At 56.0% G+C, this 12,483-nt stretch carries 12 protein-coding genes; 7 read left to right on the top strand and 5 right to left on the bottom strand.

Translation table 11 applies throughout. The features are described from left to right. Window positions 1-10: 10 nt before the first annotated feature. Window positions 11-280 (top strand): DUF4242 domain-containing protein, encoded by a 270-nt coding sequence (locus ACMXYJ_RS21790; protein ID WP_415756865.1) that lies wholly within the window; start codon window positions 11-13, stop codon window positions 278-280. A 50-nt stretch (window positions 281-330) separates the two neighbouring features. After that, window positions 331-1,143 (top strand): class I SAM-dependent methyltransferase, encoded by an 813-nt coding sequence (locus tag ACMXYJ_RS21785; protein ID WP_415756864.1) that lies wholly within the window; start codon window positions 331-333, stop codon window positions 1,141-1,143. Window positions 1,144-1,280: 137 nt separating this feature from the next. Here ACMXYJ_RS21785 and ACMXYJ_RS21780 read toward each other — a convergent pair whose 3' ends face one another. Together ACMXYJ_RS21780 and ACMXYJ_RS21775 are read right to left on the bottom strand one after the other, a co-directional pair. After that, complete coding sequence (locus ACMXYJ_RS21780) at window positions 1,281-2,207, bottom strand: universal stress protein (protein WP_415756863.1); 927 nt, start codon at window positions 2,205-2,207, stop codon at window positions 1,281-1,283. A 213-nt stretch (window positions 2,208-2,420) separates the two neighbouring features. Continuing rightward, on the bottom strand, window positions 2,421-2,861 hold the full coding sequence (locus ACMXYJ_RS21775; protein ID WP_415756862.1) for a hypothetical protein: 441 nt from the start codon (window positions 2,859-2,861) through the stop codon (window positions 2,421-2,423). An 819-nt stretch (window positions 2,862-3,680) separates the two neighbouring features. Between ACMXYJ_RS21775 and ACMXYJ_RS21770 the strand changes: the two genes are divergently transcribed. Together ACMXYJ_RS21770 and ACMXYJ_RS21765 are read left to right on the top strand one after the other, a co-directional pair. Further along, window positions 3,681-4,835: a hypothetical protein gene (locus tag ACMXYJ_RS21770; protein ID WP_415756861.1), complete on the top strand. Its 1,155-nt coding sequence runs from the start codon at window positions 3,681-3,683 to the stop codon at window positions 4,833-4,835. A gap of 74 nt (window positions 4,836-4,909) precedes the next feature. Beyond that, the gene (locus ACMXYJ_RS21765) at window positions 4,910-6,028 is read left to right on the top strand and encodes a glycosyltransferase 61 family protein (RefSeq protein ID WP_415756860.1); all 1,119 of its coding nucleotides are present in this window, start codon (window positions 4,910-4,912) and stop codon (window positions 6,026-6,028) included. 32 nt (window positions 6,029-6,060) lie between these two features. Here ACMXYJ_RS21765 and ACMXYJ_RS21760 read toward each other — a convergent pair whose 3' ends face one another. Then, window positions 6,061-7,278, bottom strand: a complete 1,218-nt coding sequence (locus ACMXYJ_RS21760; RefSeq protein WP_415760781.1) for a DUF3422 domain-containing protein — start codon at window positions 7,276-7,278, stop codon at window positions 6,061-6,063. A gap of 123 nt (window positions 7,279-7,401) precedes the next feature. Then, on the bottom strand, window positions 7,402-9,081 hold the full coding sequence (locus tag ACMXYJ_RS21755; protein ID WP_415756859.1) for a thiamine pyrophosphate-binding protein: 1,680 nt from the start codon (window positions 9,079-9,081) through the stop codon (window positions 7,402-7,404). 310 nt (window positions 9,082-9,391) lie between these two features. Between ACMXYJ_RS21755 and ACMXYJ_RS21750 the strand changes: the two genes are divergently transcribed. The 3 genes from ACMXYJ_RS21750 (at window position 9,392) to ACMXYJ_RS21740 (ending at window position 11,609) form a co-directional block, all read left to right on the top strand. Beyond that, complete coding sequence (locus ACMXYJ_RS21750) at window positions 9,392-9,658, top strand: ParD-like family protein (protein WP_415756858.1); 267 nt, start codon at window positions 9,392-9,394, stop codon at window positions 9,656-9,658. Then, a complete protein-coding gene (gene map, locus ACMXYJ_RS21745) occupies window positions 9,655-10,446 on the top strand; it encodes a type I methionyl aminopeptidase (protein WP_415756857.1) in 792 nt (263 codons plus the stop codon). The genes ACMXYJ_RS21750 and map overlap by 4 nt, the downstream gene beginning before the upstream one ends. Window positions 10,447-10,595: 149 nt before the next feature. Then, window positions 10,596-11,609: a GlxA family transcriptional regulator gene (locus ACMXYJ_RS21740; protein ID WP_415756856.1), complete on the top strand. Its 1,014-nt coding sequence runs from the start codon at window positions 10,596-10,598 to the stop codon at window positions 11,607-11,609. Window positions 11,610-11,629: 20 nt separating this feature from the next. Here ACMXYJ_RS21740 and ACMXYJ_RS21735 read toward each other — a convergent pair whose 3' ends face one another. Further along, entirely contained in the window at window positions 11,630-12,070 is a 441-nt protein-coding gene (locus ACMXYJ_RS21735) for a hypothetical protein (RefSeq protein WP_415756855.1), read from the bottom strand. Between the last annotated feature and the right edge of the window lie 413 nt (window positions 12,071-12,483).

Below are 12,483 nucleotides of genomic sequence, written 5' to 3'. Positions count from 1 at the left end.
AGAGGTTGCCATGCCTAAGTTCGTTATAGAACGCGAGATTCCGGGTGCTGGAACACTGTCAGAAAGGGATTTGAAAGCCGTCTCGCAAAAGTCGTGCAGGGTCTTGCGCGATCTGCCAGAGGTGCAGTGGCTGCAGAGTTACGTCACCGGTGACAAGCTCTACTGCGTGTACATCGCGCCGAACGCGGAGCTCATCCGGGAACACGCCAGGCTGGGTGGTTTCCCTGCCAACAGCGTTTCCCAGGTCATGAACATTATCGATCCCACTACGGCGGAGTAAGCGTCCGCCAGTTCCTGCTCAGTGATCCAACTCCGCCAGAGAAAGAATCCATGAGTACACCCATTGATCTTACTGCCTTGAAAAACCGTCAGATGGCCTCTTGGGCCAGTGGCGACTATGCCGTGATTGGCACCACCTTGCAGATCGTCGGCGAGCAACTGGCCGAAGCCTGCGACCTGCTTTGCGATGAACGCGTGCTCGACGTGGCCGCCGGCAACGGTAACGCGACGCTCGCTGCCGCGCGCCGTGGTTGCCATGTCACGTCGACCGACTACGTGGCCACGCTGCTGGAACGCGGCGAAGACCGGGCCAGGGCGGAACGCCTGGAAGTCACGTTTCAAGTGGCTGACGCTGAAGCCTTGCCGTTCGAGGATGCCAGCTTCGATGCCGTGCTTTCGACCTTCGGGGTGATGTTTACGCCGGACCAACCCAAGGCCGCCGCGGAGCTGGCGCGAGTCTGTCGTCCCGGAGGCCGGATCGGCCTGGCCAACTGGACGCCCGAAGGGTTTGTCGGCCAGATGTTCAAAACCCTCGGCCGCCACCTGCCGCCACCGCCAGGCGCTCAACCGCCTTCGCAGTGGGGCACCGAAGCCTGGCTGCATACGCAGTTCGACGAACGTGACTTTCTGCTCCAGGTGACGCGCAAGACTTTCAACTTCCGCTACCGCTCGGCCGCGCATTTCATCGATACGTTCCGCACCTGGTACGGCCCGGTTCACAAGGCGTTCGCAGCGCTGCCTCCTGAAGGCGCCCAAGCGCTGGAAAACGACCTGACCGAACTGATCAACCGCATGAACAGAGCGGGAGAGAAATCGCTGGTGGTGCCGAGTGAATACCTTGAGGTGGTGATCACCCGGCGTTGACCTCATTCACCTATCTGAAGAGGGCATTGTAGGAGCTGCCGCAGGCTGCGATCTTTTGATCTTCATTCGACGCGACAGGGTCAAGATCAACAGATCGCAGCCTGCGGCAGCTCCTACAGGGACCGCGTGTATCGCAGCTATTCATCCAGCCGCTCGGAGTACACCACCCAAACGCTGCACGGCATTTTGTACAGCAGATGCTCCACCGTACTGCCGATCAGCCGGCCCATGCCGCGATGGCCGATCCGGCCCATGACAATCACGTCAACGTCATAGGCATCGACATAGCGGGTGAGGACCTTGGACGGGTTACCCATGATCATGTGCCGCTGCTCTGGCGCGATGCCGTTGCGCTCGGCCAGGTCGTTGAAGGCATCCTCCTGGTAATCGAATACGGTCCTGGCCTTGCCCGACGAGAAGAACGCCGACCCGTTGTCGAAGCCGAACTCGTCGGCGCTGATGGATGAAAGGTCATAGGCGTAGACCACATCGAGCTCGGCATTACAGGCGCTCGCCAGTTTCGCCGCCTCGTGAAGGATCCGGTCGTTGAAGGTTTTGTAATGGTCATCGCGATGAAAAGGGTCGACCGCCGCGACGATCTTTCGCGGCAAGGCGTGCACGGCGTGGCTGACGAAATGCAGCGGCACCGGGCATTCGCGCAGCAAATGCACATCGAGCGGGGTAAACATCAGCCGTGACAGCAGCGATTCGTGCTCCAGTGCCTTGATCAGCACGTCCATCGGCTGCTCTTTGAGGTGAATCAGGATTTCCTCCAATGGGCGTTCGACCCAGGCCACTTCGGTGGTGACGTGCACACCGATTTTGCGCAAGGGGCGGGCCTGTTCCTCAAGCCATTGGCGGTGGCGCTCGACGTAGCCCACGCGCATCTGCTCCAGGGCCTTTTCGTTGACCAGACTGGCGGTCGCCAGGCCTTCAAGGTAATCGAAGGCGACGATGTGCAGCGCGGCGTCTTCGGCCTTGGCCAGCGCAGCGGCCCTGTCGAAAGCGGGGCTGTGTTCCATCAGCGGTGATGCAACCAGCATGAAGCGGGATTGACCGGACATGACGAACCTCCCGTGGATTAGCCGCCCGACGTGCGGCTCGTGCGACGTACATCCAGTCTCTAAGTATTGACCATGATCAACCTCCCGTCCGTAAACCGGGTGCAGGCTGAGGTTCGTACGGGGTGTGGATGAAGGTTCGGCAGCCGAATTGGCCGCGCGCGAAGAGACACAGAACTATTACTTGGGGGCTGTGGGGTAGGGCACTGTTGAATACTAACTGCACCTGACACTAACGGCCTTCGCGGCGCGTTGCAGTTCTTGTTTGACGTCGACCGGTATCCGCTGTTTCACGAGTCGTTGTTCGAGGAATATCTGATCGCCTCGGGTATCAACCTCTGCGTCAATAGCCGCATCCACCGCTTCGATGGTGGCAGCGTGAGCCTCTATGACCGAGTCGACCTCAGCGTCGCTTTTGGCGGCGTCGAGCGCACCAATGAGTGTTGCCACTTCGTCTTCTTCAGCCTTGCCATAGTCTTCTACAGACAGCCCGGCAGCCAACGCCCGCGCCCGGATTTCCACGTCTTTCAGCGTCTGCTTGGCCTCTCCGCACAGAATGTCGTGCTTGTGACTTTCGACGATTTTCCATTGGAAAAATCCATACGTCATCGTGCCGATAATTGCTGCGGTAATACCACCGATCAGGATCCGTTTCATGGCTACAGTCGTGAGTATGGGGGGTGATAGTTCGGTGGGCATCGCTTCGTTCTCTATCAGGAAATGAAAGCGTAGCACCGGAACCGGCTTGGCCCCGTCCAGCGTCAATGCTAATTACAGTAGTGAAGGAGCGGCGTGTCTTCAAGATTATAGCCTCACGACCTTCGGCGATCAGCTTGGACAATGAATCGTACCGGCGGTCAGACTGCCTGAATTTTCCCTGTTGGCGGTACTCCACCGTCCGAGGAGCAGTCGCTCCTTAATAGCGGTGTAATCCGCCGGGGGAACACGTAATGCCATCGGTCGAAGATTTCAGGATCCAATCTCACGCTTTCCTTATCGAGCTGGACGCCGCAACGATGGGCATGATGACGCTGGTCTCTTCCAAATGTGTTTCAGGACCAGAATGGGAAGAGGCAACCAAACGGCATCACGATGCTTACGAGGTATGGAATGACTTTCTTAATGTCTCTCCTTCAAGCACTGACGCAGTCACTCCGTTAAATACTCAGGGCGCTGACTAAGGACGATTTTGGAGGTGACACTCCACGTCAATTAGCAGGGCGCTTGCATTCCCGTGTGTTTGCCGCACGCTTACGCTTCTACGGGGCTGGAAGAAAAATTGGCGTCATGAAATAGACGACTGATGCCACCCCATGCCGCTTGCAAAGTCGCTACCTTGATCTTTACTAGTCACTGAACGTGAGAGCGTTCCTCATCAAATATGTCTTTTATATCAAGGTTTAAGCACGCCTCTTGAAGTTCCGCCTTGATCTTTTTCGGATTTACCCAAAAGAAAGTTCAAAGGATGACGAAGAAATGAAAGAGAACTTGGCGGCAGTTATCCGCAAACTCATATCTCCGTCAATGCGGTATGAGATAAGAAACGCTTCAAACTGGTTGCGAGATATTCTTGGACGTGCGTGTTTCTGGCGCTGGGAGATTGCCAGGTTCAGAGTGCAGAACGAAAGTCCTTACGAAATCCTCTATATCGGAAGGAAAAAGAAGCGGGAGATGGCCAAGCTTCTCATAAGGGGAAAGACCCAAGGTGAGTCCCCCATGGTCGACAGCGAACCGGAACCTGGCGCGTCGAGTCATGTGGTAGTGGTCAGTGAAATGCCGACCTCGGGGGCCTTGTATGTGCCCTTGTATCTGAGCGCCGTCGTACCGCTGGGGCGATCCATCGAGGAGATCACCACAAAATACGATAGTGAATTGCGTCGAAATATACGCAAGAACCGACTGCGCTACCGAATGGTCCAGACGCTGTTGGATGAAGACATTGAAAAGGCAGACAAGGAAATGCTTCGACCTTATGCCACGGCAAGGCAAGGCATCCACGCTGCGCAATTTGCCACGCAGGAGGTTTTCAGGATCGCCAAGACTGTCGGCCGGCTCGACCTGATCATGCTGGAGGACGAGGTTGTTGCATGCCACCTTGGCTGCGTAATAACCCGGGGCGGAAAACGCTACTGGAGCACGCTACGTTTCGGATATACCGAGGCGATTTTTTCAGATGCCAAAAGACTGCGTGAAGTGAACTCGATTACCACCTTCATGGCACTTGAATGGGCGATAGACAATGGCTTCGATTACTACGACATCGGTCTTTGCCTGGCACGACCAGATGACGGACTTCTGAAATGGAAAAGAAGGCGTGGCGGTGATATTGATTCCTTGGGAAACCACGCTTACATGTTTGTCCGGCTGCCCAAGACAGGGGCTGCCAAATTCCTTTGGGACACGCCGCTATTCGCTGTCGAAGGTAAGGAACTGACCCTTCACCTTGGCTTGCCGGATGGACCCAGCGATGAGGAAGTCGCCAGCCGTTATCATGAAATGGTATTTGGCGGGCTGCACAAAATTTATCTTTATTGCGCCAAGAGCTCAGGCGAACAGTTTCTCGAAACCTTGCGTAGTCGCTACGCCAATTTGCAGACACCACCCATCATGAAAAGGATTGCATCCAACTGAACAATTTCCACGACTGACATAAACAGAGCGCTTCACGTCTGGCTATTGACCCTGTTCCGCAGGGAGGACTTTTCATGGAAAGCGATGTCTCGCAAATAAGCACTTCGACCGCTGGCAGCCGAAAAAAATGGACCCTTGCCGCCTACCGGTATATGGCAAGAAAAAGACTCGCACGAAAGGCGGAGGTCAGCTTAAAAAAACTGGCGGTTAAAACCTGGGATATTGCTCCGGGTGGGATATCGCATTCTCCACCGGCTTTCTTCCTGCCCAATCAAATGGACCGTGTGACAGGATGGGAGGCGAAGCGCTTTTATCCTTTCGAGCATCCCGCTCGCACAATGGAAGGGCTGGGCGATGTAGTACAAGGCCCGACACGTGGCTACCTGATCAAGGATGTCTGGCTGATCGATGGCGCGCTCTACAAGGACAATGCAAGTCATTGGTTGTCTCTCAAGCCTGGTATGTTTCCGCGAATTATCGTGGAAAAGGAGATCGAACGCGGTGCCGCGTACTGCACGCAAAATGGAAACACATGGTTTGGTACTTGGTTGATGGAAGACTGCCCGACCTATTCATTGGCATGCGATGAAGGCGTCCCGGTAACCACCGCGCCATCCGCCAGGTTTCCTCTATTTACCCAGGCACCCGCCTATGAGGACTGGTTTGATATGAAGCCGCTTCGCTTGCACAGTGCGTTTTTTCGTGAACTCGTGCTGTTCGACGATGTGAGCAACAATCAAAGCAGGCATTTACGTTTCCGTGCCATGGGTGAAAAGCTCCTGTCGCACGTGAGCTATGAGTCTCACCCTGGCGTGTTCATTCTCCGGGGTGGCGACGGTGACTTGCGTTTATTGCGCAATGAAATCGAGCTCGCTGAGCATCTGCGCAAGACCAGGGGTTTTCGCATAATCAATCCTTTGAAAACCGATGTCCCGACCATAGTGGCGACGTGCGCCGGGGCGCGGACCGTGGTGGGGGTCGAAGGGAGCCAGCTTGTACATGGTGTCAATGTACTGCCGCAGGGTGGTTCGTTGCTGGTGCTGCAGCCACCGAACCGTTTCGTCAGCTACTTCAAGTACCTGACGGATCGCGACAACCAGAATTTTGGCTTTGTGGTCGGAACGCCAGAGGGCGATGGCTTCACAATCGACATTCAAGAGGTTGAGCGCACACTGGATATGTTCCCGTCATGATGGGTGATAGTGCTTCCCTGCGATTCACCGTATCAGTGCTCTTTGACCTTCTTGATGCGGAAAATAATCAGCGCAAGGATGGCGATCGCGAGGGGCGTCATCGCCAGCATCGCCTCCCGCGGGGCCACCTCGACGCCGAGCAGGTGCAACCCTGAGTAGCCAAGCTTGAGCAGGTTCAGCAGGTAGTAAGTAATGGCGATAATCGACAGACCTTCCACGGCGCGCTGGATCTTGATCTGTGCATCGGCGCGGGCGTTCAGGCTTTTGAGAATTTCCGAGTTCTGTTCTTCCATTTCTACCTGAACCCGGGCCTGCAACAGGTCGCCCAGGTTGGCCACGCTTTTGGCCAGGTGCTCCAGGCGTTGTTCAGTGGCGGTGCAGTACCTGACGGTGGGTTTGAAGCGGCGCTCGATGAACACGCCAAGACGCTGGCAATCGCCGACGTGACTTTCTCGCAATTCGCCCAGGCGCTCGTACACGAGTTGCGCATAGGCCTGGGTGGCACTGAAGCGATGGCGGGTTTTCGCGGTACTGCTGACTACTTGGGCTGACAGGTTGGAGATGTCAGCCAGCAGGGCTTTCGCGTTGCCGCTGTCAGCGTCGGCGTTACGCTCGGAGAGGGTGACCAAGGTCTTGTCAAAGACATCCAGTTGCGCGCTCAAGGTCTTGGCCGTGGTCAACGACAGCGAGGCCATCATGCGGTAGGTCTCGATCTCCAGCAGGCGACGGATCATCCGCCCTTGGCGGTAAGCGTTGAGGCGCCGGTTGATGAACAGGATGTGGTTGTTGCCATCCTCGCTGAGACGAAAATCGCTCCAGACCACCGCATCGCCACCGCCCACGCAGGAACCGCACGGGTCCTTGAAGCCGTAGCCGGCGAGGTCCAGGCCGGCTTCGCCACGCACGACGATCTGCACCGAGTTGATCAGCTGCGGCAAATGCCCTTCGACCTTCTGCGCCAGCACCTCGGGCAGCGATGTCCAGGACAGGTCATCGCCGGATGAAGTGACTACCAGGGTCAGGGTGAAGAACTCGGCGTGACGCTCCCATTTCAGGGCGTGGCCATCGAGTTGGGTGATGCCTTGGGCAGCATGAGGATCGATCGGGGTAGGGCAGCATCGCTCCAGCAGCGCATTGCACTCCGGTTCCCCACCAAGGAAGGCCAGATGAAACACATGGGCCGGCTCGTCGAAATACAGTGACGGACGCGCGTGCAGCTCGTTGTGCAGGGTTTGTCTTTGCGGATGCATGCTGTTCAGGCCATTGATCGACTGCTGTTGTAGGTGGGACAGGTCGATGAACTGATGAGTCACAAGCTCAAAAAAAGGCGCTTTGTAAATCGTGAGTCAGGCGCCCAAAACTGAATAAACGGGTTACGTGTTGCTTGATTGCTCTCTGATCTGAGTCAGGCTGAGTCGAGGCGTCAATGCTTCAGGATCGACTCTGACCTCAATCAAGGATGGCCGGGACATTTCAAGGCAGCGTTCAAACGCTGGCGCAAAGTCGGACGTGGCGGTTACCACCTCGCCATGCAGGCCATAGGCTTGGGCCAGTGCGGCGAAATCCGGGTTGAGCAATTCAGTGCCTGACACGCGTCCAGGGTAATTGCGTTCCTGGTGCATTCTGATGGTTCCGTACATCCCGTTGTTGATCACAACGAAAATCACATGGGCACCATATTGCGCTGCAGTCGCTATCTCCTGGCCGTTCATCAAGAAGCAGCCATCTCCTGAAAACGAAACCACCACTCGGTCCGGGTAAGTCAGTTTGGCGGCCACAGCAGCTGGAACGCCGTAGCCCATTGAGCCATTGGTAGGGCCTAGTTGGGTGCGGTATTGGCGGAACTGATAGAAGCGTTGCAGCCAGACGGCATAGTTTCCGGCGCCATTGGTCAGGATCGCGTCGTCCGGAAGTCTGTGATTCAACCACTCAATGATTTCGGCCATCTGGACGTCGCCAGGGGAGGGCGAGTGTTGCAGATTTTCGCGGTAGCTTTTGTTGAGGGTGCGCGTCCATTCACTCTTTATCTGGCTGGGCACCGCCGGAAGTTTTGCGGCTGATTTGGCAAAGGTCGACATGCTGCTGTTTATTGCTAACGCAGGTTGGTAAACCCGCCCCAGTTCCTCGATGCCTTGGTGAATATGGATCAAGGTTTGTTTCGGTACCGGGATGTCCAAGGCCGCATATCCGCCCGTTGAAACCTCACCCATTCTGGAGCCTACGACCAGCAGCAGGTCGGCGTTTTTTACCGCTGAGGACAACTGCGCTGACGCGGCGAAACCAAGATCGCCGACATAGTTCGGGTGTCGGTTGTCGAACAGGTCCTGGCAGCGAAAGGAGGCGGCAACCGGGATATTTTGCTGTTCAGCAAAAAGCCGGATGTCGTGTACTGACTCGGTATCCCAACCGCTGCCACCCAGCACCATCAATGGCCGCTCCGATCGCTCAAGCAGTTGCTGCAGGGCGGCCATTTGCTCGGCTGCCGGGGTCATCAATACGCGTTTGAACGGCCCGGCATCACTGACTTCCGCCAATTCGGTCAGCATGTCTTCCGGGAGTGCGACCACGACAGGCCCAGGCCTGCCGTTGACCGCTCGGTGGAACGCCTGGCTGATCAGTTCGGGAATTCTGCGGGTGTCGTCTATTTGCACGACCCATTTCGCCAAGGGGCCAAACATCTGGCGAAAATCAACTTCCTGAAAGGCTTCGCGATACTGCTGATCGCGAGCGACCTGGCCAATGAACAGAATCATCGGCGATGAGTCCTGGAACGCCGTGTGAACGCCAACCGAGGCGTTCGTTGCACCCGGGCCACGGGTCACGAAGCAGATGCCTGGCTTACCAGTGAGCTTGCCGTAGGCTTCTGCCATATAGGCCGCCCCACCTTCCTGGCGGCACACCACCAGATCGATTTCTTCTTGCACGTCATGCAATGCATCGAGCACCGCGAGGTAGCTTTCTCCCGGAACACAAAAAGCTCTTTTGACGCCATGGATGCGCAAGGCATCCACCAATATCTGACCTCCGCTACGACGAGAAATGGTTTTATGCATTGTTATCTCCTGAGTCGAATGGTGCGGTGTGAAAGGGTGAATGACGCTCTTTCTGACAGGTACTGACTCGATCAATTGGACGAACAACGGCTAACGTCTGCGCCACGAATTCTGGGCATCATCGAGTAGGGGTACAAACGATGATTGCTCAGCACTTCATTCCCTCAGCTATTGAAGTCGGACTTCAAGTCACCCAGTGACTTTTTTATGTTCTCGCGCGCTTCAGGCGTGGCTACAAATCGTGAAATTGCAATTTCACGCGACTACCGACTAATATACGATCCATATACATTTCATATTGGATTGAACAGTGGGTATCGTAAAAATTTCAGAAGCCATGCACGAGAATCTGCGCGTCGCCAGCGATGCGCTGAGCCGCTCGATCAACGCCCAGGCCGAACACTGGATGCGCATCGGGATGCTTGCCGAGTTACATCCCAACCTGGACCACAGCGACATCTGCCGCGTGCTGATTCGTGCCGAACTGGCTGGCGGCCTCGATGTAAAACAGCTGTGCGCACTCGCCGATTTTTCGCAAAGCGCCCAGGTTGATGCAGCATCAGGAGCCCAGCAATGAAGGCCAATGTAAAGCTCAATACCCCGGCAGAAATAGCCATGTCTCGTGCTGCGGGCACGCTGGCCGCCGAGGTCCTGGCCATGATTGCTCCGCATGTCAAAGCGGGGGTCACCACCGACGAACTCGATCGGCTCTGTCACGACTACATCGTCAATGTTCAGAAAGCCATTCCGGGCAATGTCGGCTATCACGGCTTCCCGAAAACCGTGTGTGCATCGGTCAACCAAGTGGTCTGCCATGGTATTCCTTCGGCCACGCCACTGAAGGATGGCGACATCGTCAATATCGACATTGCCGTTATCAAGGAGGGTTGGTACGGCGACACCAGCCGCATGTACTTCGTGGGTGAGCCCGGCCCGGATGCCCGACGCCTGGCAGTGACGACCTATGAAGCGATGTGCGCCGGTATTCGCGTCGTCCGACCCGGCGCTACGCTGGGTGACATCGGCCATGCCATTCAGACGGTGGCCGAAAGAGACGGATTCAGCGTCGTGCGCGAATACTGCGGTCACGGTATCGGCAAGATTTATCACGATGAGCCGCAGGTCCTTCACTACGGCTTCCCAGGCCAGGGCCTGAAACTGAAAACCGGCATGATCTTCACCATTGAACCCATGTTGAACGCGGGCAAACGCCATGTGAAAACCCTGGCTGATGGCTGGACCGTGGTCACCAAGGATCACTCGCTCTCGGCTCAGTGGGAGCATATGGTTGCGGTCACTGACGACGGCTTCGAGGTTCTGACCCGTTGGCCCGACAGTGTCGATGGCTATGCCGCCATCGTTTAGGCGCAGCGTGCGAGTGACATAAAGCTACCTCCAGCTGGCCTGATCAATCGCAAAATGGCGCTAGTGGTTTTGAAACTTCTACAGTTAGCATTGAGGTTTATCAACGCACCCAACGACAGGTTGGGCTACGTAACCGAGTAGGCCGTACATTGATCGAACGTCGCCAATTTAGCGGAGGCATGAAGGGGAAAAATCTCCGCTATCTGAATGAGAACCCCAACGAGAAAACTCAAATGGTTCGGGCAGGATTTCTGTTGCTTGAGCATTTCTCGCTGCCCGCATTCACGCAAGCACTGGATACGATTGTCACCGCCAATCTTCTGCGACCCGGGTTGTTCTCTTCCCGAACGTTCGGCTTGACCGATGAGGAGGTCGTCAGTGACCTGGGCCTGGTTATTCGGCCGGATACCCGTTTTGATTGTTCAGTGATCCAGGACCTGGATCTTCTGGTCATTTGTGGCGGTTACAGGACAGAACTCAAAGCGACGGATGAACTCATCTCCCTGTTGAGGGCTGCCTCAGACCAGGGTGTCAGTCTGGCCGGGTTGTGGAATGGCGCATGGTTCCTGGGAAGGGCAGGCTTGCTTGACGGATATCGTTGCGCGATTCACCCCGAACATCGCCCCGCGCTCGCGGAGATCTCCAAGGCGACGCATGTCACCAGTGAACCCTACGTCATTGACCGAGACCGGCTCACGGCTTCCAGTCCCTCGGGGGCATTCCACATGGCGCTGGACTGGATCAAAGGCTTGCACGACAAAGCTCTCGTCGAGGGGATTGAGGACATCCTGGCTTTCGAGGAGTCGCGTTATCGGCGGATAAAACCAACTGAAAATGTCTGCGTGAGTGCACCATTACGCGAGGTGGTGAAGCTGATGGATGCCAACCTCGAAGAGCCTCTGGAGCTGGAGCAGTTGGCCGTATACGCAGGTCGTTCGCGTCGACAACTTGAGCGCTTGTTCAAGGAGCAACTGGGCACAACGCCGCAACGGTATTACATGGAGCTGCGAATTACCGAAGCGCGTCGGCTGCTCCAGCACACCGAACTGTCCCAGGTGGATGTGCTGGTTGCGTGTGGCTTTGTATCGCCCAGCCATTTCAGCAAGTGCTATAGCTCGTACTTCGGCTACAGGCCTTCCAAGGAAACGCGACTCGTCAAATAGCACTGCTTCTTGAGTTTTGGTTACGGGCGGCGGCTTGCCCAGTAGGTATATCGCAAGCCAATCAATAGAAACAGGGTGATCAGGCCGAGGCCCAGCCCACGAGTAATCGCCGATTTAACCAATGACACAGGGTTGTCCTGTTGGCAGGCTGCGCTATCGACTTCCGCGACGGTGATTTGCCCGTTGTCTGTCAGGTGCAGCTTTTCGTCATTCATGATCACTGCCTGTTGTTCCAGATCCAAAGCCTGATACTTCCAGAGCGTTGGCGATCCTTCTCGACAATAGGTGAACGTTTTCGGGTTTGAAGCGGCAACGATACAAGCGTCGTTGATTCCTCGTTTTTTCAGCGTTTCAGCAGCCGACCTTGTGAAGTCCAGGTCGAGGACGGGAATCATCCCTGTAGCAGAAGCCGCGACCGAAACCAAAAGGCTGCCCGCGACGCAGATTGTTGAAATTTTCAAGGTAGGGTTCCCCTTGTTGTTCATTTATTTTTTTATTTGCGCGCGGAGCGTAGCCAGGCTGCCTTTAATGAAATTTGGCAATAAATAAGCCTGCCCGTTTGGGCGGGCGAAAGTCCCCAACCTTGGGGGTGTTCCTGAAAGTGGAGCGGTTGTCGTCTAGAGGCTTGCCACAATCAACACCCGGTTCAGGTCCTGCATAAACTCCATGATCGTTGCCAGGCTTGCGGCCTGCATCAGCACCAACGGTCGCCTACCAAGCCTTGTCAGGCATAAACACTCGAAATTCCGCAAAGTTGGCCAGGTACCGCAAAGATGCCAAAGCAAGGCCTGGGCCAATAGCCAAGTAACTCGACGAGACGATGACTCGGTGGCGGCACCCGGGAAGTGATCCGCGAACATGAGATGGCCGCCCG

The organism is Pseudomonas arabinosi (genome assembly GCF_047758675.1).
In the GTDB taxonomy this organism is placed as follows: domain Bacteria; phylum Pseudomonadota; class Gammaproteobacteria; order Pseudomonadales; family Pseudomonadaceae; genus Aquipseudomonas; species Aquipseudomonas arabinosi.
Note: the sequence above shows the minus strand (reverse complement) of the source record. Positions and strands in the feature narration are given on the sequence as shown.

Excerpts from the sequence above, each read along its gene's own strand:
- ACMXYJ_RS21765 (WP_415756860.1), top strand. The coding sequence starts at position 4,910 with ATGGAAAGCGATGTCTCGCAAATAAGCACTTCGACCGCTGGCAGCCGA.
- ACMXYJ_RS21760 (WP_415760781.1), bottom strand. The coding sequence starts at position 7,278 with ATGCATCCGCAAAGACAAACCCTGCACAACGAGCTGCACGCGCGTCCG.
- ACMXYJ_RS21775 (WP_415756862.1), bottom strand. The coding sequence starts at position 2,861 with ATGAAACGGATCCTGATCGGTGGTATTACCGCAGCAATTATCGGCACG.
- ACMXYJ_RS21780 (WP_415756863.1), bottom strand. The coding sequence starts at position 2,207 with ATGTCCGGTCAATCCCGCTTCATGCTGGTTGCATCACCGCTGATGGAA.
- ACMXYJ_RS21790 (WP_415756865.1), top strand. The coding sequence starts at position 11 with ATGCCTAAGTTCGTTATAGAACGCGAGATTCCGGGTGCTGGAACACTG.
- ACMXYJ_RS21755 (WP_415756859.1), bottom strand. The coding sequence starts at position 9,081 with ATGCATAAAACCATTTCTCGTCGTAGCGGAGGTCAGATATTGGTGGAT.
- ACMXYJ_RS21770 (WP_415756861.1), top strand. The coding sequence starts at position 3,681 with ATGAAAGAGAACTTGGCGGCAGTTATCCGCAAACTCATATCTCCGTCA.
- map (WP_415756857.1), top strand. The coding sequence starts at position 9,655 with ATGAAGGCCAATGTAAAGCTCAATACCCCGGCAGAAATAGCCATGTCT.
- ACMXYJ_RS21785 (WP_415756864.1), top strand. The coding sequence starts at position 331 with ATGAGTACACCCATTGATCTTACTGCCTTGAAAAACCGTCAGATGGCC.